Origin of the sequence: Sphingomonas sp. CFBP9019 (genome assembly GCF_034045155.1) — a bacterium.
Lineage (GTDB): Bacteria > Pseudomonadota > Alphaproteobacteria > Sphingomonadales > Sphingomonadaceae > Sphingomonas > Sphingomonas aerolata.
Genome location: NZ_JAXCWK010000006.1, coordinates 49,690 through 73,084, shown reverse-complemented (window position 1 = coordinate 73,084; position 23,395 = coordinate 49,690). Strand labels below are relative to the sequence as shown.

The following is a 23,395-nucleotide window of genomic DNA, read 5'->3' as shown; positions in this document are numbered from 1 at the left end:
ATCGTCCTTATGCCGCGACCGCGGTGATACCCTCGAGGCGATCCTCGAGGTCGTCGCTCGCCGCATGGAGTGCGGCCAGCGTTGCTGCGTCGGGTGACCAGAAATGCCGGTCGCTCGCTTCGATCAGGCGGTTGGCGACACGCGCCGACGCCTTCGGGTTCAGCGTCGCCAGCCGTTCGCGCATCGCGTCGTCGAGCACATAGGTCTCGCTGATCCGCTGATAGACCCAGGGGCTGACGTCCCCGGTCGTCGCCGACCAGCCGAGCGTGTTGGTGACGTGCGCCTCGATATTGCGGACGCCTTCGAAGCCGTGCTTGAGCATCGCTTCGTACCAGAGCGGATTGAGCATCCGGGTGCGCGTCTCGAGTTCGACCTGTTCGGACAGCGTCCGGACCTTGGTCGCGCCCTGCGTCGCATCGACGATATAGACCGGGGCCGCGCTGCCACGTGCGCGCGTGATCGAGCGGCTGATCCCGCCGAGCGCATCGACATAATGGTCGATATCGGTGACGCCGAGCTCGACCGAGTCGAGATTCTGATAGGCGAGGTCGACCCCGGCGAGCGCGGCCTTGAACAGATCGGCCTGGCGCGCGGGGGTGCCGGTGCGGCCATAGGCATAGCCCTTTTGCCGTTCGAACACCTCGGCAATCTCGTCGGGATCGCTCCACGCGCCATCGTCGATCAGCAGGTTGACGTTCGCGCCATAGGCGCCCTCGGCATTGGAAAAGACGCGCAGCGCCGCGGTTTCGAGATCGCAGCCGGTCCGCTCAGCGTAGGCCAGCGCGTGACGGCGCACCGCGTTGCGGTCGAGCGGTTCGTCCGCGGTCGCGGCGAGCCATGCGGCCTCCGCGATCATCCGCGTCTGGAGCGGCAGCAGGTCGCGGAAGATGCCCGACAGCGTGACGATCACGTCGATCCGCGGGCGACCGAGATCGTCGAGCGCGATCAATTCGGCACCCGCGAGCCGGCCATAGCCGTCGAACCGCGGGTGTGCACCGATCAGCGCCAGCACCTGCGCGATCTGTGTCCCCTCCGATTTGAGATTGTCCGTCCCCCAGAGCACCATAGCCAGCGTCTCGGGGAAGGCCGCGCCGCTCGCGGTGTGGCGTGCGATCACCTCGTCGGCCTGTGCGAGGCCCTGCGCCATCGCGAAGCTCCCGGGGATCCGGAACGGATCGAAGCCGTGGATATTGCGCCCGGTCGGCAAGGCCTTGGGGTTGCGCAGTACGTCGTCGCCCGGCGCCGGGCGGACGAACCCCGCATCGAGCGCATGGATCAGCGCGCCGAGTTCGGGATTGTCGGACGACAGCGACGGATCGGCGCCCGTGGCGATCATCTGCGCGCGCATCGCCTCGGGCAGCGGCTGGCCGAGCACATGCAGCCCGTAGGGAATGAGCTCGCGTTCGACTTCGTAGAGATTGGCCGACAGGGCATCGAGGTTGCGCGCGTCGAGATCGAGCGCAGCCGCCGACGCGACGATCATCGGATCGAGCAGGTCGCGCTCCGCGTCCGACGGCGACGAGCGCCACCGCTCGAGCAGCGCCTTCAGCTCGGTCATCCCCTTGTAAAGCCCCGCTTCCGCGAGCGGCGGCGTCAGATAGCTGATCAGCGTCGCGCCCGAGCGGCGCTTGGCGATCAGCCCTTCGGACGGATTGTTCGCGGCATAGAGATAGAGGTTGGGCAGATCGCCGATCAGCCGTTCGGGCCAGCAGTCGCCGCTCAACCCCGCCTGCTTGCCCGGCATGAATTCGAGCGCGCCGTGCGTGCCGAAATGCAGGACCGCATCGGCGGCGAAATCCTCGCGCAGCCAGCGGTAGAAGGCGCTGAACGCGTGGGTGGGGGTGAAGCGATCCTCGAACAGCAGCCGCATCGGGTCGCCCTCATAGCCGAAGGCGGGCTGGATCCCGACGAACACCTGCCCGAACTGCGCGCCCAGGACGTGGATCGACGCGCCGTCGCTCTGCTGCCGGCCGGGGGCGGGGCCCCATTGCGCCTCGATCGCGGCCAGATGCGGCTCGCGGCGGACATGATCGTCGGCGGGGATGCGGGCATGGACATTGGCATCGGCACCGTAGCGCGCGGCGTTGCCGTGGAGCACCGCCTCGCGCAGCGCGTCGACGTCGGCGGGGACGTCCACCGCATAGCCCGCGGCCGCGAGCGCCGTGAGCGTGGCGTGGAGCGATTCCCAGACGGCGAGATGCGCCGCGGTACCCGTCGCGCCGGCATTGGGCGGGAAGTTGAAGAGCACGACCGCGAGCCTGCGCGCGCGTCGTTCGGACCGGCGCAGGTCGACCAGCCGCGCGACCTTGCCCGCCAGCGCCTCGGCGCGGTCGGGACAGGAGCGCATCTCGCGCGTCAGCCCGAATTCGGTGAAGGTGCAGCGGCGTGCGCACCCGCTGCACGCGCCCGATCCGTCCGCGCGACCGCCGAACACGCTCGGGACGACCGCGCCGTCGAGTTCGGGGATCGCGACCATCATCGTCGCCTCGAGCGGCAACAGCCCCTGGCGGCCCGCGCCCCATTGCTGGAGCGACTGGAATTCGAGCGGATGCGCCGCGACATAGGGCACGTCGAGCGTGGCGAGGATCGCTTCCGCCGCCTCGGCATCGTTATAGGCGGGGCCGCCGACCAGGCTGAACCCGGTGAGCGAGACGACCGCATCGACGATCGGCACGCCGTCGCGCATGAAGAAGCGCTCGATCGCGGGGCGCGAGTCGAGCCCGCTGGCAAAGGCGGGAATTACGCGCAGCCCGCGCGCTTCGAATGCGGCGATCGCGCCGTCATAATGACCAGTGTCGCGGCCGAGCAGATAGGAGCGCAGCATCAGCACCCCGACCGTGCCGCGCGAGCCCCCCACCCCGGGCAGCGCGTCCGCCCGGTCGGCGATCCGGCCCGGGATCGCGGGGTGATAGACGCCGACCTCGGGATAATCGTGCGGCGCCGCGGCGCGGACCGCGTGGCCTGCATAGCGGCCGGCGAGCGCCTGGATCATGCCGACGACATTGTCGTCGCTGCCCGCCAGCCAATATTGCAGCGTCAGGAAATAGGCGCGGACGTCCTGCGCGGTGCCGGGGATGAACCGCAGGATCTTGGGCAGCCGGCGCAGCATCCGCATCTGTCCCGCGCCCGACGACGCGCCGGGCTTGGCCGATCCGCGCAGCCGCTTGAGCAGCGCGAGCGGACCGCTGGCCGGCTTGTCCATGCGATAGTCGCCGAGCTTGGTCAGCCGGACGATCTCGCTGCCCGACATCAGCCCGACCATCGCGGCACAGGCCTCGCGGCGCGCGGTCAGCGCGGGGAGCACCGCGCGGATATGGTCGTCGAGGAACAGCATCGTCGCGATGACGATGTCGGCGCGGCCGATATCGGCGATGCAGCGATCGAGCGACCCGGTGCCGCGATCCCAGTCGGCCGCGGCGTGGAAGCCGATCGTGATCCCGCTATCGTCCGCGGCGAACCGTGCGGCGGCGCGTTCGGCGGCGCCCGACAGATGGTTGTCGAGCGTGACGATCACGACATGCAGCGGGACCGGGCGGCGGATGGCGCTATCGGGCATAATGGGCCTTCGCATCATAGAGCGTGTCGATCGTGATCGTCGCGACGTCGCGCTCGGCGGCGAATCGCTCGGTGTTGCGACGCGCCTTCCCGCGGACGAAGAAGGGGATCTTGAGCAGCTCGCTCTCGGCATCGGCGGACCAGACGCGCGGGGCGCTGGCGTCAGGGACGGGGCGGGGCGCGACCTCGGGCGATACCGCCTGCAGCGCGGGCTCGGGCGCCACCGGGAGGGGCGCGAGATGGCTCGCGCCGGCTATGTCGCTGAACTCGAAATCGTCGCGGAACATCGTCAGCAGATGCTCCTCCAGCCCCATCACGAGCGGATGGACCCAGGTGTCGAACAGCACGTTTGCCCCCTCGAACCCCATTTGCGGCGAATAGCGTGCGGGGAAATCCTGGACATGGACGGGCGCAGAGATCACTGCGCACGGTATTCGGAGCCGCTTGGCGATATGCCGTTCCATCTGCGTGCCGAGCACCAGTTCGGGCTGCAGCGCCTGGATCGCCTCCTCGACGACCAGATAATCGTCGGTGATCAGCGGCGTGACGCCGTAGAGCGCCGCGGCGGTGCGCAGGTTGCGCGCGAATTCGCGGTTGTAGCAGCCGAGCCCGACGACCTCGAACCCCAGTTCGTCGCGCGCGACGCGGGCGGCGGCGATCGCGTGGGTGGCGTCGCCGAAGATGAAGACGCGCTTGCCCGTCAGATAGGTCGAGTCGACCGAGCGGCTCCACCAGGGCAGGTGGCCAAGGTCGCATGCATCCGTCGGATCGATCCCGGTCAGCGCCGCCAGTTCGGCGATGAAATCGCGCGTCGCGCCGTGGCCGATCGGCACGGTGGTGACGACGGGCTGGCCGTGTTCGCGCGCGAGCCAGCGGCAAGCGGTGTCGGCGATCTCGGGATAGAGGCAGATGTTGAAATCGGCCTCGGGCAACCGGGCGATGTCCGCGGTGGTCGCGCCGAGCGGCGCCACGACGTTCACGGCGATTCCCAGCGCATCGAGGATGCGGCGGACTTCGATCACATCGTCGCGGTGCCGGAAGCCGAGCGCGGTCGGGCCGAGGATGTTGGCGGTCGGGCGCGCGTTTGCCCGGTTGGGCGCGGGGCTGGGCGCGAGGGTCCGGACGAGCTGGTAGAAGGTCTCCGCCGCGCCCCAATTCTCCTTGCGCTGATAGCTGGGGAGTTCGAGCGCCACGACCGGGCAGGGCAGGTCCATCGCCGCGACCAGCCCGGCGGGATCGTCCTGGATCAGTTCGGCGGTGCACGAGGCGCCGACCAGCATCGCGCCCGGCGTGAAGCGCGCATAGGCATCGCGCGCCGCGGTCTGGAACAAGGCCGCGGTATCCTTGCCGAGGTCGCGCGCCTGGAAGGTCGTGTAGGTGACCGGCGGGCGCTTGCCGCGCCGCTCGATCATCGTGAACAGCAGGTCGGCATAGGTGTCGCCCTGCGGCGCGTGGAGGACATAATGCACGTCCTCCATCGCGGTCGCGATCCGCATCGCGCCGACATGGGGTGGTCCCTCATAGGTCCAGACGGTCAGCTGCATCACACCCTCAGCAGGTCGCGCCGCCGCAGCGGTCGCGCGAAGAGGTCGGCGAGGTCGCCTGCCTGGTCGAAGCCGTGGACGGGCGAGAAGACGAGCTCGATCGCCCATTTCGTCGTCAGCCCCTCGGCCTCGAGCGGATTGGCAAGACCGAGGCCGCAGACGGTGAGGTCGGGGCGGTCCGCACGCAGGCGGTCGAGCTGACGATCGACATCCTGCCCCTCGCTGAGCCGCGTCGCGGCGGGGAGCAGTGCGAGTTCGCGCGCGAGGTGGCGGCGGTGAAGATAGGGCGTGCCGACCTCGACCGGGATCATGCCGAGCTCGGTCGCGAGAAAGCGCGCGAGCGGGATTTCGAGCTGGGAATCGGGGAGGAAGCTGATCCGCCGTCCCTCGAGCAGCGGACGTGCATGCGCGAGCGCGCGCTTGGCGCGTTCGCGGCCAGGCGCGATCGTGCGCCGGAACTGCATCGCGTCGACGTCGAACGCCTGGGCGGCGGCGTGCAGCCAGTCGGTCGTGCCCTCGGCGCCGAACGGGAACAGCGCGTCGAGTCGGGTCGCGCCGCGATCCTCGAGTGCGCGCGCCGTCTCGCCGAGAAACGGCTGGGCAAGCAGGAAGCGCGTATTGGGCCCGACCGGCGGCATCGCCCCCGCGCGCCGTGCGGGCAGGCTGTGAACCGGGCCGATGCCGAGCGCGTCGAACAGCCGGAGGAACTGGTCCTCGACGACATCGGGCAGCGCGCCGACGATCATCAGGCTCGGCGCGGGGGATGCGTCGGCGGCGAGGCCGGGGACCAGTGCCGCGAGGCAGGCATCCTCCCCCTCGGTGAAGGTCGTCTCGATCCCGCTGCCCGAATAATTGAGGATCCGGGTCGTCCCGCCATGCTTGACCGACAGCCGGGCCGCGGCGCGCGACAGGTCGAGCTTGATCACCTCCGACGGGCAGGAGCCGACGAGGAACAGCAGCTTTATGTCGGGCCGGCGCAGCAGCATCTGGTCGACGATGCGGTCGAGCTCGTCGTTGCAGTCCGCCATCCCCGCGAGGTCGCGCTCCTCGATGATCGCGGTGGCGAAACGCGGCTCGGCAAACACCATCACACCCGCCGCCGATTGCAGCAGATGCGCGCAGGTCCGCGAGCCGACGACGAGGAAGAACGCGTCCTGAATCTTGCGGTGCAGCCAGATAATCCCGGTGAGTCCGCAGAACACCTCGCGCTGGCCGCGCTCGCGCAGTACCGGCGCGGCGTCACACCCGGTCCGGCCGAGATGCTGCGCGGTTGGCAGGGGGGCGGTGGGCAGGGGGGTGGAAAGCGGGGCGGTCATGACGCGGCCATGCCCGCGGGTGCACGCTGCAACCGCGCGGCCCGCAGCTTGATCAGGAACTGCGCGGCATTGACGACGTAGCTCGCATAGGCCGCGAGCGCGAGCCACATGCGTCCCGCCTCGCTGCCGAAGTCGCGGGCGAGCGCGACGAGATAGGCGGTGTGCAGCGCGAGCACGAGCATGCTCACCACGTCCTCCCAGAAGAAGGCGGGGGCGAACAGCCATTGGCCGAACACTTGCTTCTCCCAGATCGCGCCGGTGATCATGATCGCGTAGAGCGCGCCCGTCTTGACCATGATCGATATCGTGGCGGCGACCACGCCGTCGCCCGTCGCGAGATAGCGCAGCACCAGCGTCAGGCTGACGAGGAAGATCAGGAACTGGATCGGGGCGAGCACCCCCTGGACCAGTGTCCAGGCCGACGAGTCGCGGCGCTCGCGCTGGTCCGGCGTGTAGAGCGGGGCGGCTGCCCGGCCGGAGCCCGGGACGGCCGCGCCGCCCTGCCGATCTGCCGGAGAAAGGTCGTTCGCTTGCATCGCGCCCCGCCTGCCCAAGTTCCGATCGGACCTTACGCCCGCCCCTCAAAAAGTGTCAAGTTATTTGGACGTCCATAATTCGGAACAGGTTGTGCGGTGCAGCAAAACCGTCCGGTTGTCAGTCAATTGCAAGTGGGATATGCTGCGAGTCGCCGCTAATCTGCCAAATGCAGGTCCCGGTCTGTAGTTGTTGGCGTGTCGACCAGGCTGGGGAGAGCCGGTAATGGCAGCGGTTACTCACTATTCGCGCGGTTTCCGGTGGAGCACCGGGTCGTTTGCACGTCGGGACTGGAGCGATGGCCGCCGAGATCTTGGTCCGGGGCCGCGTCGCGATGACGGGGACTATGATCGCCCTTTGTCGGCGCTGATCGAATGCGAGATCATTCCGCGGCTGATGGCGGCACATGCCAGTGCGGCGATGCCCTCTGCCGAGATCGGGACGGATGGCCCGATCGACAGCGTCGAGGTGGGCATCTTCGCGCCGCTGGTGATGCAGGTCGATGCCGACCGCCTGCTTGCGCACATCGAGACGATCCTCGACCGCGGTGTTTCGGTCGAGACGGTCATGGTCGATCTGCTCGCACCCGCCGCGCGCCTGCTCGGTGAATATTGGGATGATGATCGCTGCGATTTCGTCGATGTCACGATGGGGTTGTGGCGGCTGCAGGAAGTCGTGCACGAGATTGCCGGCCGCATGCCCAGCATTCGGACAGATCCGGGCGATCGACATCGGGCATTATTCGCGTCGTTACAGGGCGATCATCACAGCTTCGGGACGATCGTCCTCGACGAGGTCTTTCGGCATGGCGGCTGGCTGACGGACCGGATCAACGACGCGGAAACGCCCGTGTTGCTGGATGCCGCGACGGCGGACTGGTTCGATATCATCGGATTGACGATCAGTTGCGACTGCCATATCGCCGGACTTGCATCGATCATTGCTGCGTTGCGAGGGGTTTCGCGAAATCCTCGTGTCTGCATCATGGTCGGCGGTGCGATTTTAAATGCAGACCCGGATCTCGCCACCAAAGTCGGCGCCGATGGTACCGCGTCCGATGCGAAACTCGCGCTGAAACTGGCCGGCGATCTTCTCCGCGAAAGCGCATGGGGGACCACGGCGTGTAATTGATTGCTGCAGATTGGAGCGCGACGCTCGTCGATGGACAAGACTATCGCCTCTTCCCCGCATCTGGCCTTCGCCCGCCCCGACGCCGCGCCCGGGGCCTTGAGCGCGCGCGTGGCCGCGTCGCTGCTCGCGGCCGTCGGCGACGTCGCCTTCATCCTTGCCGCCGATGGGCGGATCCTCGACGTGGCGGTGTCGCAGGGTGATCTTGCCAATCACGGCTTTGCCGGCTGGGTCGGCGAACGCTGGATGGACACGATGACGGTCGAAAGCCGTCCCAAGGCGGCCGAGATGCTCGCGGCGGCGGGCAGTCCCGAACCCGCGCGCTGGCGACAGGTGACGCATCCCGCGGCGGGTGGCGACGTGCCGGTCCGCTATCTGGTGATGTCGCTGGGAACACCCGATCGACTCGTCGCGATCGGTCGCGACCTGCGCGGCGCGGCGGCGACGCAGCAGCGGCTGCTGCAGACTCAACAGGCGCTGGAGCGCGACTATATCCGCCTGCGCCAGGCCGAGACGCGGTACCGGATGCTGTTCGACATGGCGTCCGATGCGATCCTGGTCGTCGATGCCGGCTCGCGCCGTATCCGCGAGGCGAATCCGGCGGCGCTGCGGCTGCTCGATGCCGCCGCCGATACGCTGGTCGGTGCACCGGTCAGCACGATCGTCGATCCGCATGATCGCGACGACCTGGTCGCGCATCTCGGTGCGGCGGAGGCGGCGGACGATGTCGCACCGGTCGCGCTGCGGCTGAACGATCGCGCGGTCGACGTGCGGATCGATGCGAAGCTGTTCCGTCAGGCGCGCAGCCCGTCGCTGATCGTCCGGATCGAGGCGGTCGAGCCGGTCGTCGGTGCGCGGCGGCACGAGGCGACACTCGGCGACGTGGTCGAGCGCATGCCCGATTCGTTCGTGCTGGTCGATCGCGACTTGGTGGTGCTGACCGCGAATGCCGCCTTTGTCGAACTGACTGAAATGCCGTCGATCGAGCGGCTGATCGGCGCGCGGCTGGGCGCGTGGCTGGGCCGGCCGGGCATCGATCTCGAGCTGATCGTCGCGCAGCTGCGTGAACATGGCTCGGTCCGCAACGTCGCGACGATCCTGCGCGGCGCGGCGGGTGCGCAGGCCGAGATCGAGGTGTCCGGCGTGGTCGCGCCGATGGGTGGCAGCGAGTGTTTCGGCTTCACGATCCGCCATGTCGGACGTCGCCTGCGCCAGGTGCCGCTGGTCGCGCACGACACGCCGCGATCGGTCGAGCAACTGACCGAGCTGGTGGGGCGCATGTCGCTGAAAGAGATCGTGCGCGAGAGCACCGATCTGATCGAGCGGCTCTGCATCGAGGCGGCGCTGGCCTATACGTCGGACAATCGCGCATCCGCGGCGGAGGTGCTCGGCGTGAGTCGGCAAAGCCTCTATTCGAAGCTTCATCGCCACGGCCTCGGCAATCTCGTGTCGGGTGACGGCTGAGCGCGCGAGGGTCATCGGCATTGGTGTCAACATATGTTGACAGATAAGGGTGTCTGATCCTAGCTTCGCGACATGGATCGCCTGTCCGCTTCCCGTGTCGCGATGCCGCCGCCCGCGGCTCGCGACGTGCTGGAACTGCTCAAGCCGGTCACCTGGTTTCCACCGATCTGGGCGTTCCTGTGCGGGGTCGTGTCGTCGGGCGTTCCGCTGGGCGATCGCTGGCCGTTTCTTGTCGGGGGTATCCTGCTGACGGGGCCGCTGGTCTGCGGAACGAGCCAGGCGGCCAATGACTGGTTCGACCGCCATGTCGATGCGATCAACGAGCCGCTGCGGCCGATCCCGTCGGGGCGGATCGCCGGCAGTTGGGGCTTGTGGATCGCGATCGCGGGCAGCCTGATCTCGGCAGCGGTTGGGGCGGCGATGGGGCCGCTGGTGTTCGCGGCGACCGGCGTCGCGCTGGCCTGCGCCTGGGCCTATAGCGCGCCGCCATTCCGGTTCAAGGCGAGCGGGATCTGGGGGCCCGCAGTGGTCGCGCTGACCTATGAGGGGCTGACCTGGTTTACCGGCGCGGCGGCGATGACCGGCGACTGGCCCGATGCTGCGGTGCTGGTCATACTTGGCCTCTACACCGCCGGCGCGCACGGCATCATGACGCTCAACGATTTCAAGGCGGTCGAGGGCGACCGGATGATGGGGTTGCGCTCGCTGCCGGTCGTGCTGGGGGTGGATCGCGCCGCCCGGCTGGCCTGTATCGTCATGGCGGTCCCGCAGGTCGCGGTGATCGGCCTGCTGGCATTGTGGGGGCACGGGCTGATCGCGCTGTTGGTCGCGGCGTTGCTGGCGGGGCAATTGGCGCTGATGGTGCGGCTGCTGCGCGATCCGCTCAAGAACACGCCGTGGTATAATGCGACCGGCACGACACTCTATGTGCTCGGGATGCTGGCGTCGGCGTTCGGGCTCGGCGGGGTGGCGGGGTTGTGAGCGCGGTGCCGCTCGGCTGGCTCGGTATCGTGCGGCTCGGGCTGGTGCAGAGCGCGATCGGCGCGATCGTGATGCTGGCGACCTCGCTGCTCAACCGCGTGATGGTGGTCGAATATGCTCTGCCCGCGGCGCTTCCCGCCGGTCTGGTCGCCTGGCATTATGCGGTCCAGCTGTCGCGACCGGTCTGGGGGCATGGTTCGGATCGCGGCGCGCGGCGGACACCCTGGATCATAGGGGGCATGGCGGTGCTCGCGCTCGGCGCCTTGCTCGCGGTCGGCGCGCTGCCGCTGCTCGCCGCACGCGCGCCCGGGGGGCTGGCGCTCGCGATTGCCGCGTTTGCGATGATCGGCATGGGCGTGGGCGCGGCGGGCACCTCGCTGCTGGCATTGCTCGCGACCCGAGTCGCGCCCGAGCGGCGCGCGGCGGCGGCGGCGATCACCTGGATCATGATGGTCGCGGGGATCGCGGTGACGGCGGGGATAGCCGGTGCGCTGCTCGAACCGTTTTCCGCAGCGCGGTTGACCCGGGTCGCGACCGGCGTCGCGGGGTGCGCGTTCGCGCTGGCGGTGGTGGCGCTTCTCGGCGTCGAGGGGGCTGCACCGTCCAGGGCGCTCGCCACGCCGGTCGACGCGTCCCGGCGGGGGGGGAAGCGATCGGCTAACCTGACGACGGCGTTGCGGACGATCTGGGACGATGGCGAGGCGCGCCGCTTCACGCTCTTCGTCTTCGTCTCGATGCTCGCCTATGCGATGCAGGACCTGATCCTTGAGCCGTTCGCCGGGCTGGTGTTCGGGCTCGCGCCGGGGGCCTCGACGCAGCTGTCCGGGGTGCAGCACGGGGGTGTGCTCGTCGGGATGATCGTCGCGGGGGTCGGCGGCGGGGCGTTTGGCGGCGGGCGGGGTGAAGGCGGCGAGACACGCGGGCTGCGCTGGTGGATCGGTGGCGGGTGTCTCGGGTCGGCGGCGGCGCTGGCGGGGCTCGCACTGGCGGCGCGGATCGGGCCGGGCTGGCCGCTGACCGCCAATGTCGCGCTGCTCGGGCTGGCCAATGGCGTCTTCGCGGTCGCGGCGATTGGCGCGATGATCGCGCTGGCGGGACGCGGGCAGGCAGAGGGGCGGGAGCAGGCGGGACTCCGCATGGGCGTGTGGGGTGCGGCGCAGGCGATCGCCTTCGGGCTTGGCGGGCTGCTCGGCGCGACGGGCGTCGATCTCGGGCGGAGCCGGATCGACTCTCCCGCCACCGTCTTCACCCTGGTCTTCCTGGTCGAGGCGCTGGTCTTCGTCGTCGCCGCAGCGCTGGCGATGCGCAGGCCGGGTCGCCGGCAGGACATGACGCCAGTCGCGCGCGCGCGCGGCGGCATGACGACCTATGACTGCGTTGTCGTCGGCGGCGGCCCGGCCGGGGCAACCGCCGCTGCCGAGCTCGCGCAGGCGGGGCGATCGGTGCTGCTGCTCGATCGCGCGGGCCGGATCAAGCCGTGCGGCGGCGCCATCCCGCCGCGGCTGATCCGTGATTTCGCAATTCCCGATCATCTGATCGTCGGGCGGGCGCGAACCGCGCGGATGATCGCGCCGTCGCGGCGTGCGGTCGACATGCCGGTCGATCCGAGCGGCGCGGGCGGCTATGTCGGCATGGTCGACCGCGACACGTTCGACGAGTGGCTGCGCGACCGCGCTGCCAAAAATGGCGCGGAGCGGCGCACCGGGCGGTTCGAGGCGATCGTCCGCGACGGCGATGGTGGCGCGCAGGTCCGCTATACCGATGGCGAGGGCGATCATCGCGTCCGCGCGCGGTGCGTGATCGGCGCGGACGGCGCCCGGTCGCGCGTCGCCGAGGCGGTGTTCGACGATGCAGTGCGCAACCCGTGCGTCTTCGCCTATCACGAGGTAATCCGTACGCCGCAACCCGGCACCGCGGCGTTCGATCGCACCCGGTGCGACGTCTTCTATCAAGCCGAATTTTCGCCCGATTTCTATGGCTGGCTGTTCCCGCACGGCGACACCGCGAGCATCGGCGTCGGCAGCGCGCACAAGGGGCATGGTTTGCGTGACGCGACCAGCCGGTTGCGCGTGCGGCTCGGACTCGAATCGTGTGTGACGCTGCGTCGCGAGGGTGCGCCGATCCCGCTCCGCCCGTTGAGGCGATGGGATAATGGCCGCGACGTGCTGGTGATCGGCGATGCCGCGGGGGCGGTCGCGCCGGCCTCGGGCGAGGGGCTTTATTACGCGATGCTGTCCGCGCGGTTCGCTGCCGAGGCAGTCGATACCTTCCTCGCTAGCGGAGACCCCAAGGCGCTCGGCGCGGCGCGGCGGCGGTTCATGCGCGCGCATGGGCTGGTGTTCCGCATCCTCGCGATCATGCAGCATTTCTGGTACCGCGACGATCGCCGCCGCGAACGCTTCGTGGCGATGTGCGCCGACCGCGACGTCCAGCATCTGACCTGGCACGCCTATATGAACAAGCGGCTGATCTATGCGCGGCCGCTCGCCTATGCACGGATCTTCGCCAAGGACATGCGGCATCTGCTGCAGACTGCGAGCTGATGCGCGATGGATAGGGTCTGGATCTTTCCGGTGTGCATCGCGGCGTTGCTCGCGACATTGGTGGCACTGGTGGGCGCGACAATCATCGACACCGGATCCTGGTATGCCAGTCTGCTCAAGCCGCATTGGGCACCGCCCGACGCCGCCTATGGGCTGGCCTGGACCGCGATCTACAGCTGTACGGCCCTGGCGGGCGTCACGGGATGGCGGGCGATTGCGGGGTGGCGCGAGCGCGAATGGCTGCTCGGCCTGTTCGCGGGCAATGGGTTTCTCAACATCCTGTGGAGCCTGGTTTTCTTCCGCCTGCAGCGGCCCGACTGGGCGGTCGCGGAGATGGTCGTGCTCTGGCTGTCGATCCTGGTGCTGATCGTCATCCTGGCCCGGCATTCGCGGCCTGCGGCAGCGCTGTTGCTGCCCTATCTGCTGTGGGTGGCGTTCGCGGGTTACCTCAATCTGTCGATCGTCCAGCTCAACGGACCATTTTCCTGACCTGGCTATTCGCTAGCGGGCACGCGGTCGATATCGTGCTGTGGGTAATCGCCCTCGAACTTCTCTGGCTGCGACGGCAGGGGTGGAGCATGGCGACTGCGGCACTCCGGCTGGCGCCGGGCATGCTGATGCTGGTCGCGCTGCGCGCCGCGCTGACCGGGCTCGACTGGCCTTGGGTCGCGGTGCCGCTCATCGTCTCGCTTCCGGTCCATCTCGCCGATCTGGCAAGGACGGCGCGAGGCTGAATGTCGGTCATTCCAGAGTGTAGGACCGGGCTTGGCGTTTCACACCCTGCTCTGCGGCGACCGGGCCATGGTCACGCGGTCAAGCGAAACTGCGACCGATCCCGCCCGGTCCCGCAACAGGCAGGAGCGGGACCGGTGGGGCAGGGGCGGCGGTTCTGCTCAGCCGCCGGCTTGCAGATAGGCGATCACGTCGGCGCGTTTCTGCGGATCGGGGATGCCCGGGAACGCCATCTTGGTACCCGGGACGACGCGTTGCGGCTTTTCGAGATACTGGAACAGCTTTTCGGGGGTCCAGGTGATCCCGCTATTCTTGTTGGCGGCGGAATAGGTGTAGCCGGCAACCGTTCCCGCGGCCCGGCCGACCACCTCATGCAGCGAGGGGCCGATCTTGTTCACGCCGGCCTCGACCGCGTGACAGGTCTGGCAGGTGATGAACGCGGTCTTCCCCTTGGCGGCATCGCCCGTATAGCCGGCAAATTTGACGCCGCTGAGCGTATCGACATTGTCGGGAGCCGGTGCGGCGGCGGATGCGGTCGCCGCCGGCGCGGCAGCCTCAGTCGGAGCCGCTGCGTTCGCGGTCGCGGCCTCCGGCGCGGCGGTAGCGGTTTCGCCCGCGGCGGGCTCCTCGGCCGCCTTTTTCGAGCAGGCGGAGAGCGCCGTCGCCGAGAGCGCGACGCAAAGTGCCAGATGTCCAAACCGAATCGTGGATGCTGATTTCATAATCCTGCTCCTCTCGACCAAGCGCCGGGTCCGCATGCCAGGCTGTACACTGTCTATTATTCTTCACAGTATCTGTCGTCCAACACTTTGTTTCAGCAACTGTAAGGAGCGGCCCCGGAAAGGCGTCGGAGAGCGCGGGGATTCGCCGGAAATAGCGACCGCGAAATGCGCAGCATGGTTCGATATCGCGACGTGCCGGGCGATGTACGACAACGCGGCTGGCCGCTATCCGGCGCGGGATCTGCTCACGCTCTTGGGCAGGCTGCCCGCTGCAAGGATGATGGAACGTCCCGCACCGGTGCGGATCTGCAACACAAGATCGCGATGCCGATGACCGCCCCCGCCACCGGCATCGCCCACGCCATGGCCAGCAGTTGTCCGCCGCCGGTCTCGCCGAGCGGGGCGGTGCCGGTCCAGCCGGCCAGGGCGAGGCCCTGACCGAACAGCGCACCGCCGATCCCGCCACCCAGCTTCAGCGTGAGGAGCAGCAATGCGACCGGCACCGCCTCGAGCCGGACCCCGGTCCGGCGCTCGCCGTGATCGATCGCGTCGGCGAGCAACGCCCAGATCATCATCTGCACGCCGGCATTGCCCGCACCGAACAGCGCGATCCCCGCCATCATGCCGCGCGGTCCCGTCGCGAACACCGCCGATCCGACCGCGACGAGGATCAGCGCGACCGCCAGCATGCCATGCTGGCTGGCACGCCGGCTCGCTCCGACCCAGACCGGCAGCATGACGAGTTGCGACAGCGCGAGCGTCGTGAGCGCCCGCGCGGTCCAGTCTGGGTCGTGGATCACCCCCTTGCCGATATAGGCGAAGGATCGCGCAAAGACCGGCAGCGTCAGCGCCTGTGCGAAACCGAACACCAGCAGCGTGCAGAACGGACGATTGCCGAGGATCCAGACCCGGAGCGGCGTTTGCGGGATGGATGGGGTTCGCGGCGGCGCTGGGGCGGCGGCGGGCCCCGATGCGGCGGCCAGCCACAAAGTCGCGACATAGGCGAGGGCGGCACAGGCCGTGGTGACGATAAGGCGATGACCGCCTGCAAGCCCGGGGTCGACAAAGGCGGGGGCGGACCCGGCGACCGCCAGCGCGCCGAGGCAGCTGAACATGTACCGCAAGGCCGACAGCGTCGTCGCGGCACCACGCGGTCCGGTCATCCGCATCATCAGCGCATTATGCGCGACATCGCAGGTCGCATAGGCGGTGCGGAAAACTAGTACGAGGCTGATCGCCCAGGGAATTATGAAGGCGGGCTGGGGGGTGGGGAGGAGGAAGAGGATGGTGAAGGGGATGGTGACGACAGGGGCGGCGATGACGAGGAGGCGGCGGTAGAGCCCCGCGCGGTCGGTGGCGCGGTCGAGCAGGCGGCCGAGCAGCGGGTTGCACAGCCCGTCCCAGACCAGCCCGAGCATCACGATCAGCCCGGCGGCGAGCGGCGATATCCCCCAATATTCGGTCAGCGTGAACATCAGGAAGACGTCCATCGTCGACGCGAGCAGGTTCTTGCCGAAATTGCCGCTCGCATAGCCGAGCATCCGCGCCGTGGCAGGCGGCGCGGCGGCAGCGTTATCGGGGGTGGAGCATGCCATCGACCGCGACCCTAGCGCGGCTGTCTTGCAGTTGCGGGACATTTTGCGTGGGCGGCGTCTGTGTGGTGACGACCAGCGTACCGCCGCGCATCAGATCGGCATGGTCGATCCGCGTCGTGGACAGCGCGCGTCCTTCCAGGGTCACCCGTTGCACCACGCCGTCCGCTGGGCCGTCGCGGCGGATCAGGAGCACGCGCCCCTTGCCGAGATCGAGACGGACCCGTTCGAACGCGGGCGTCGTCGGGACGTACCATGGCTCTCCCGGCACGAGCGGATAGAGCCCGAGCGTCGCGAAGACGTACCAGGCGGTCATGCCGCCCGCGTCATCGTCCATCCCGTCGGCAAATCCCTGAGGCGCCAGCGCGAAGCTGGGCCCGACGAACGGCACCGCCAGCTTGCCGCTGTTGGTATAGGGATGCGCGATCGGCCGGGTCAGGATGGTCCGGACGAGATCCGCGGTCGGCCAGGGCTCGCCCAGCGCGGCGAACATCCAGGGGACGTGGATGTCGGGCTCGTTCGTCATGTTGAACAGGCCCTGCCCGAAGAAGGTCTGGAGTTCGCCCAGCAGCCGCGCGCGCCCGACCGTCTGGGTGATCCAGCCGAGATCGAAGACCGGCGCCCAGCGATATTGCCACAGCGTGCCCTGATAGAGCCCGCGCGCCTTGACGACGTCGCCGTCCGCGCCGGGCGACTGGAACACCGATCGCCACATTGGGCGGTAGGACAGCGCCTTGGCGGTGAAGCGCGCGGCGAGATCGGTGCGGCCGAGATCGCGTGCGAGTTCGGCGGTCGCCCAGTCGTCATAGGCGGCCTCAATCTGTTCGTCGGGGGTGCCGCGCTTGAGCGTGGCGCTGTCCGCGACCATCCCGGCGAGCGCCGCGTCCGTGTCGAACGCGATCCCCTTGCGATGCATATCGAGCAGCGCGATCCCGGCATGTTCGGTGCGCACCGTCAGGAAGGGTTCGTTGCGGGTCGACCATTGCGGCTTGCCGCCGGCATAGAGCGCGACCAGCGAGGCGGCGATGTCGGCGCTGCGGTCGGGCTGGATCAGCGCCAGCAGCGGCATCTGCGTGCGGTAATTGTCCCAGAGCGACCAGCTGGCATAGCGTGTCCGGCCCTTGGGCGAGACCGCGATGCGGCCGGTCTTGTCGCGGTGACGGCCGTCCGGATCGTCGATCGCGACCGGGGTCTGCATGACGCGGTAGAGCGAGGTGTAGAACAGCGCGCGGCGGTCGCGCGGACCGGTCGGCACGACCCGCCCGAGCACGCGGTTCCAGTCGGACCGGGTCGCTGCGGCGATGGTCGCGAACGGCCGGTCGCCGAGTTCGGTGTCGCGGGTCAGCGCCGCGCCGCCGCCGTCGACGCTCGACAGGCCGGTGCGGATCTCGATCCGGTCGCCCGCGCGGGCGACGAGGCGGAGCGTCGCCAGATCACCAGCGCCGACACTCAGCCGGCGATGCACGAGGCGACCATTGATCCGGATCCGGCTGGCGGTGTGGAGGCGATAGGCGCCCTGGTCACAGACGGTGCCCGCGACGAGATCGGCACGCAGGTCGTCGCTGTCGAGGCGCGCCCAGTTGGCCGAGAGCCGTTTGGCGTAGCTGCGTCGCGGGTCGATCCGCAGGTCGAGTGTGCCCGCCCGCGGCACGGTGAAGCGCAGCACGCCACCGCCGCGCGTCGCGGTCGTCTCGGCAAGGATGCCGCCGTCGTAGCGGACGCTGTAGGTGCCGGCGCGCGCGCGTTCGCTGGGCTTGTCGATCCGCGCAGGGACTGCATCGCTGCCGGCGTAGCGTAGCGCGATCATCAGGTCGCCGCCCGCACCGCCGCAGCCGACGCCGACGCCGCGCGTGTGCGAGAAGCCGAGCAACGTGGTGGCCGCGTGATCATAGCCGGCGTGGTTGGCGGGGCTGGTGTCGGGGCCGAGCTGGACCATGCCGAACGGCGCGACCGCGGCGGGGGTGAGCTGGCCGAAATCGGCGAGTGTCCCGACGAAGGGGTCGACGAGATCGGCGGGGGTGTCCTGGGCGGAGACGGCGGCGGCGGGGGTCAGGAGCAGGATGAGGAGGAGCGGATTGGCGAGGATGCGGCGTGACCGTCGCGGTTGGAGTGGGGTCGGGATGGCGGGGAGGCACGTGCGTTGTCCCCGATCAGTGTCGTTCCCCAACTGGGCCCCGGCCTTCGCCGGGGTGGGGGTTGGGGTTGGGGTTGGGGTTGGGGTTGGGGTTGGGGTGTTTGTGTTTGCGGGGTCTGACCGCTGAAAGACACTGGTCATGGGTCGAGCGGATCGCGGGGATCCTGGCGGAGCGACTGGCGTGATGGGCGGAATTCGAGGTCGTAGACGGACAGCCGCTGGCCGATCATGCCGGGCATGTAGCCGAGCTCGGCGATGTTGCGCGTGGTGAAGGTCGGGCTTTCGATATAGGCGCTCTGCTGCGCGTCGGTGACGATCAGCGTCGGCCGGTCGAGCGGGATGCCGAGCGCGGCCATCCGCCGCGTGGCGTTGCGCAGATTGGTCGTCGTGTGCCGCGCATAGGGTTCGAGGATGATGCGATCGGCGGGGATCGCGTAGCGCTCGATCAGCGCGCGGCGGATCTCGACGGCTTCGACGAAGCGCGTGCCGCGCGGGTGGACCGCGCTGCCCGAGACGAGGATGAACGGGGCGAGCCCCTGGCGATAGCGTTGCGCGGCGAGCAGCGCGTGGAGCTTGCTGCGCGGGCTGAGCCGTGTGGCGCCGTCCTCCGGCCCGACGCCGGGGACGATCAGCGCGGTATAGCGGAAGGCGGTCCAGTCGGTGCGGGCGGCCGCGGCGCGGGCGCCGGCATTCTCGCGGTCGTCGAGCGGTTCGAACAGCGTCGCCGCGGTCGCGTCGTTGCCATCGAGCAGCGCGAGCGCGAGCGCGACGCTGCCGTCGAGCGTGTCGGGTTCGGCGCCCGAGGCGGCGCGGGCGAACTCGATGCCGACTGCGACGTCATCGGCGAAATACGGGACCGCGGGGGTGAAGACGGGGCCGTCGATCGCGGGATAGCGTGACGGATGGCCGAGCCCGTAGACGCGCAGCACCGCGTTCAGCCCGTCGAGCTCGGCATCGATCGCCGCGACCGGCGCGAGATCCGCGTTCGCCGCGAGCGTCGGCAGCCCGCGCTTGCCCGCGAGCCGGTCGAGGATCGCGACGAGCGCGGCGCGATCTTCGATCGTCCAGATCGCCGCCTCGATCGTGCAGGCGGCTGTGGTGCCACATGACGCGCGCCGCGCCGTGCGCGCAGCTTGCAGCGTGCGCATCGCCGGGTCGCGGTCGAGCGCCTGCGCCCAGCCCGGCGTCGCGCGTAACGCGCCGAGCCGGGGAAACAGGCGCTGCGAAAGCGCGTCGATCGGGGCGTCGGGGGATTGCCCGACTGCCCCGATCTGCCCGGTTGCCGCCTGTGCCGGAACCTGCGCGCCGAGCGGTACCGATGCGCTGCCCGCCAGTGCCACCGCGAGGATCATCCGCAGGCCGGTCACCAGGACTTGCTGACCACGAGGCGGACGTTGCGGCCGAAGATCGGACGGCCGTAGATCGCGTCCGCGGTGCCTTGGCCGCTGAGCTGGTCGGTGCGCGTATTGCCCTCGGTCAGGCCCTTGGCATTGAAAATGTTGTCGCCGACGACCTGCATCTGCCACGTGTCACGCGTCAGCGTGATCCCCGCGCCGACCGTCCCATAGGCGGGCAGCGCGGTGTTGTTGAAGAAATCGACATAGCGTTTCCCGACATATTCGTAGCGACCATAGAGCTGGACTGCATTCCCCGCGATGTCGAAATCGACCGAGGGGCGGATATTGCCATAGACCTTGGGCTCGCGGACGAGCTGGTTGCCCTCGACATCGCCTGCGCTGGCGCCGTTCGCGTTGACGAGGCTCTTGTACTTGGGATCGCTGACCGTGACCGCGCCGGTGATCGCAAAGCCGTAGGGCAGCGCGAGATTGCCGTCGATCTCGATCCCCTTGATGTCCGCCTTGCCGACGAACGGCACCGACTGGTCGTTGCGGCCGGTGACCGGGTCGAGCGCAACGAACGAGGCGTTGAGCGGGTCGTAGCGCGTGTAGAAGCCGATGACATAGAGATAGGATCGGCCGAACGCCGCCTTCAGCCCGACCTCATACTGGTTGGCCTTGGGCGTCAGGATCGTCGGGTTGATCTGATAGGTGACCTGGGTCGAGGGCGGGGTTTCGAGATGCGAGGCGCGCGCATAGGCGCCGAGATGCCGGGTGACGTCGTAGTTGATGCCCGCGGTCCAGTTGGTGATGTCGGGCGCGAGCGAGGAGCGGATGATCTGGCCGGTGAAGGCGCGCACGGCATTGTCGGCGAGCGTCGTCGGGTCGCCGAGATTGGCCGAGGTCGTCGCAAAGGCATAGCCGTCGAAGCTGTAGCGTTCGTGACGGATGCCGCCGTCGATCTTCAGCCCCGGCGTCAGTTCCCAGGTGTCGTTGGCGTAGAAGGCGTACATCGACGCGTCGGTATTCCCGCGGTTGAGCGTGGTCGTGTAGCGTAGCACGCCATTGTCGGTCACCGAACCGAGCGCCTGGCCGGCGGCGTTATAGGCGATCAGGTCGAGCGTGCGCGGCTTGCCGCGGACCTCGAGCAGATAGTCCTGATAGGCGACCTCGTTGGTTTCACCGTACAGGCTGCCATAGACGCCGACGCGCAGGTCGTGCGTGCCGAAGCCGGTCGCGATCGATCGGGTGACGCTGAGATCGCCCTGGGTCGAGTAGAATTTCGACGTGACGTCGCGGAACTGCGCGGGGACGACCAGGCCGGAAGCCGCATTGGGGTCATAGACCTCGGCGCCGTCGGTGCCGGCGATCGCATAGCCGAGTCGGGTGACGCCCGCGCCGAAGGCGGTGCGCGCGGCGGTCAGGTAGCTGCCTGCAAAGGCGGTGGCGTCGGACGGGTTGCTGGTCGAATAGAGCGCGTTGAAGTGGAGCTTGCCGATGCTGACCCCGCCCTTGGCGGCGACCTTCCAGCCGTCATAATCGGCGTCATACTGAACGCCGACATTGCCGAACTGCGTATGGCGGCCATTGCCGAGATCGGCGCCGACGTTGCGCGTCGTGCCGTCGGCCTCGCGGTAGCGGATCGTCGCGTTGCGTAGCGCGGGCGAATTCATCGTGCCGCTGAAGAAGTCGATATACTGGTTGAGCGTCTTCGACGGATCGCGCGGGTCGGCGGTCGGGATCGGCAGGTAGAAGACGTTGTGGTCGTTCAGGTAATTGCCCGACACCCGCAGCGACCCGTTCGAGAAGTCATGCTTGATGTTCGCGCGGACCTGGCCACCGCGGTCGTTGGGGAAGCCGTTGTCGCGATAGCCGTCGTGGCGGCGGAGGAAGCCGCCGATCGCGTAGTAGGTCGAATCGTCGATCGGCCCGGCCTGATAGCCGTCGATCCGGTAAAGGCCGGTGTCGCCGAGCGTGAGCTGTGCCTTGCCGCGCACCGTGTCGGTGCCTGAGACGGTGATGTTGTTGACGATCGCGGCGGCATAGCTCGCATAGACCGGGGCGGGGCCGCCGCGGACGACCTCGACGCGCTGCGTCATCAGGTCGAAGCGGTTGAGGCTGTCGCCGCGGAAGAAGTTGCCGTCATTCTCGTGGAACAGCGGGAGGCCGTCCTGCTGGAAGGTGACGAGGCCGCCGTCGCTGGGCAGGCCGCGCAGCCGGATGATGTTCTGGACCTCGCCGCCGGTATTCTCGACGGCGAACCCCGGCAGCTTGCCGAGCAGATCGGCGAAGTTGAGCGGCGCGAGCTTCTGGATGTCGGCGTTGCTGAGCGAATTGACCGCATAGGAGACGTCGAAGCGACGCTGTTCGCGCGCGGAGCCGGTGACGATGATGTCGGTACCGGCGACGGGGTCGGTTTGGGCGGGGTCGGCCTGGGCGGGGTCGCTGGCCTGGTCGGCAGCGGTCGCGGTCGTAGGAGCTGAAGATGCCGTCTGCGCCCAGGCCGGCGTCTGTGCCGCAATCCCCAGCGCGATCAGCGCACATCCCGAACGCAAGCCGTGTTTTGTCATGATTTTTTCTCCCACCCGATTGATATGTCAGCCGTTGGTCGGGGAATATGACAAAATTAATTAATTTCACGAAATAAACTAATCGGCTATCCGGTGCCGCGAAGGGACGTGGGCGGATGGCGATGGCGCGGTTGAGGCTGGATGACGACGAGCGGCGCGTGATGCAGATCCTGCGGTCCTGGGGGGCACGGTCGCGCAAGGATCTCGCTGCCGATCTGGGGATGAGCGCGACCAAGATCACGCGGCTGTCGGCGACGCTGCTCGCGCACGGGCTGATCGAGGAATGCCCGGGGGCGGCCCCGGTCGCGCCTGGCCGCCCCGCGGTCCCGCTGCAGATCTCACCCGAGGCGGGATACGGGGTCGGGGCGATGCTCCACCGCGGGCTGCTCGAGGTGGCGCTGGTCGATTATGCGGGCGGCGTGATCGCGCACCGGTCCGCGCCGTTCGACGATCCCGATCCGCGCGTGTTCGCGCAGCGGGTGACGACCGCGATGCACGAGATGGCGATCGCGAACCGGCTGCTCGGCCGGCGGCTGCTCGGCGTCGGGATCGGCGTACCGGGGGCGGCCTTGTCGATCGAGGGAACGCGGCGCTGGACGGTCGACAGCCTGGCGGCGTGGCGCGGGATCGACCTGAAGGCGCTGTTCGAGGAGCATATCGGCCATCCGGTGTGGATCGAGAACGACGCGAACGCGGCAGCGCTCGCCGAATATTATGTCGGGGGACTGATGCGGCGCTGTTCGACCGCCGTCGTCATCCTGCTCGGGCACGGGATCGGCGCGGGGATCATCGTCGAGGGGCGCATCCTGCGCGGGGCGATGGCCAGCGCGGGGGAGATCGGCTGCCTTTACCCGACCAGCGCGCCGCGCCCCTCGACGCTCGACCTGTTGTCGACATTGCGCGAGGCGGGCTGTGCGATCGACTCGCTGGTGGACTTCGACCGGGTGATCAAGGGCTATGAGCCGGTCGTCGACGCGTGGGTGCGCCGGGCCGCGGGGCAGATCGGGCCGATCATCAACTGGGGGATCGCCTGGATCGATCCGGGGGAGTTCGTGATCTCGAGCCCGTTGCCGACGCCGATCCTCGACGCGCTGGTCCGCCACATCGACTTCGGCGCGATGCACATCGGCGACCATTGCAGCGTCCCGCCGCGCATCTCGGTATCGACGCTGCAGGGTGCGGCCGCAACGATCGGCGCGGCGCTGATGCCGATCCACGCGACCGCGGTCGGCTGACGCCCGGC

At 68.8% G+C, this 23,395-nt stretch carries 16 protein-coding genes; 7 read left to right on the top strand and 9 right to left on the bottom strand.

Going from position 1 to position 23,395, the window contains the following annotated elements; genetic code table 11:
- Window positions 1-7: 7 nt before the first annotated feature.
- From SOM18_RS17600 to bchF, 4 genes are read right to left on the bottom strand one after another with little or no spacing between them, the layout of a single operon-like run.
- Window positions 8-3,556: a magnesium chelatase subunit H gene (locus SOM18_RS17600; protein ID WP_320482092.1), complete on the bottom strand. Its 3,549-nt coding sequence runs from the start codon at window positions 3,554-3,556 to the stop codon at window positions 8-10.
- A complete protein-coding gene (gene bchB / locus SOM18_RS17595; protein WP_031439828.1) occupies window positions 3,546-5,099 on the bottom strand; it encodes a ferredoxin:protochlorophyllide reductase (ATP-dependent) subunit B in 1,554 nt (517 codons plus the stop codon). The genes SOM18_RS17600 and bchB overlap by 11 nt, the downstream gene beginning before the upstream one ends.
- A complete protein-coding gene (locus SOM18_RS17590; RefSeq protein ID WP_320482091.1) occupies window positions 5,099-6,415 on the bottom strand; it encodes a ferredoxin:protochlorophyllide reductase (ATP-dependent) subunit N in 1,317 nt (438 codons plus the stop codon). Before SOM18_RS17590 ends, bchB begins: the two co-directional genes overlap by 1 nt.
- A complete protein-coding gene (gene bchF, locus SOM18_RS17585) occupies window positions 6,412-6,951 on the bottom strand; it encodes a 2-vinyl bacteriochlorophyllide hydratase (protein WP_042466658.1) in 540 nt (179 codons plus the stop codon). The genes SOM18_RS17590 and bchF overlap by 4 nt, the downstream gene beginning before the upstream one ends.
- A gap of 490 nt (window positions 6,952-7,441) precedes the next feature.
- Between bchF and SOM18_RS17580 the strand changes: the two genes are divergently transcribed.
- From SOM18_RS17580 to SOM18_RS17555, 6 genes are all read left to right on the top strand, one after another.
- A complete protein-coding gene (locus SOM18_RS17580; RefSeq protein WP_320482090.1) occupies window positions 7,442-8,080 on the top strand; it encodes a cobalamin B12-binding domain-containing protein in 639 nt (212 codons plus the stop codon).
- Window positions 8,081-8,110: 30 nt separating this feature from the next.
- Window positions 8,111-9,541, top strand: a complete 1,431-nt coding sequence (ppsR, locus tag SOM18_RS17575; RefSeq protein ID WP_031439831.1) for a transcriptional regulator PpsR — start codon at window positions 8,111-8,113, stop codon at window positions 9,539-9,541.
- A gap of 72 nt (window positions 9,542-9,613) precedes the next feature.
- Window positions 9,614-10,522, top strand: coding sequence for a chlorophyll synthase ChlG (chlG, locus tag SOM18_RS17570; RefSeq protein ID WP_320482089.1), 909 nt, complete (start codon window positions 9,614-9,616; stop codon window positions 10,520-10,522).
- On the top strand, window positions 10,519-13,065 hold the full coding sequence (locus SOM18_RS17565; protein WP_320482088.1) for a geranylgeranyl diphosphate reductase: 2,547 nt from the start codon (window positions 10,519-10,521) through the stop codon (window positions 13,063-13,065). Before chlG ends, SOM18_RS17565 begins: the two co-directional genes overlap by 4 nt.
- Window positions 13,066-13,071: 6 nt before the next feature.
- Entirely contained in the window at window positions 13,072-13,554 is a 483-nt protein-coding gene (locus SOM18_RS17560; protein ID WP_031439272.1) for a TspO/MBR family protein, read from the top strand.
- A gap of 89 nt (window positions 13,555-13,643) precedes the next feature.
- Window positions 13,644-13,799 carry a hypothetical protein gene (locus SOM18_RS17555; RefSeq protein WP_200874006.1) on the top strand — a complete coding sequence of 52 codons (156 nt, stop codon included), beginning with the start codon at window positions 13,644-13,646 and terminating at the stop codon, window positions 13,797-13,799.
- Window positions 13,800-13,958: 159 nt separating this feature from the next.
- Here the strand turns inward: SOM18_RS17555 and SOM18_RS17550 are convergent, their stop codons facing one another.
- From SOM18_RS17550 to SOM18_RS17530, 5 genes are all read right to left on the bottom strand, one after another.
- Window positions 13,959-14,519 (bottom strand): cytochrome c family protein, encoded by a 561-nt coding sequence (locus tag SOM18_RS17550; RefSeq protein WP_320482087.1) that lies wholly within the window; start codon window positions 14,517-14,519, stop codon window positions 13,959-13,961.
- Between the two features lie 245 nt (window positions 14,520-14,764).
- Window positions 14,765-16,114: an MFS transporter gene (locus SOM18_RS17545; protein ID WP_160172593.1), complete on the bottom strand. Its 1,350-nt coding sequence runs from the start codon at window positions 16,112-16,114 to the stop codon at window positions 14,765-14,767.
- Window positions 16,092-18,278, bottom strand: coding sequence for a glycoside hydrolase domain-containing protein (locus SOM18_RS17540; RefSeq protein WP_235188264.1), 2,187 nt, complete (start codon window positions 18,276-18,278; stop codon window positions 16,092-16,094). Before SOM18_RS17540 ends, SOM18_RS17545 begins: the two co-directional genes overlap by 23 nt.
- 104 nt (window positions 18,279-18,382) lie before the next feature.
- On the bottom strand, window positions 18,383-19,612 hold the full coding sequence (locus SOM18_RS17535) for a YdcF family protein (RefSeq protein ID WP_200874005.1): 1,230 nt from the start codon (window positions 19,610-19,612) through the stop codon (window positions 18,383-18,385).
- Entirely contained in the window at window positions 19,609-22,152 is a 2,544-nt protein-coding gene (locus SOM18_RS17530; protein ID WP_031439267.1) for a TonB-dependent receptor, read from the bottom strand. The genes SOM18_RS17535 and SOM18_RS17530 overlap by 4 nt, the downstream gene beginning before the upstream one ends.
- A 122-nt stretch (window positions 22,153-22,274) precedes the next feature.
- On the opposite strand from SOM18_RS17530, the gene SOM18_RS17525 reads away from it, so the two are divergent.
- Window positions 22,275-23,387 carry an ROK family transcriptional regulator gene (locus SOM18_RS17525; protein WP_031439268.1) on the top strand — a complete coding sequence of 371 codons (1,113 nt, stop codon included), beginning with the start codon at window positions 22,275-22,277 and terminating at the stop codon, window positions 23,385-23,387.
- Window positions 23,388-23,395: the final 8 nt, after the last annotated feature.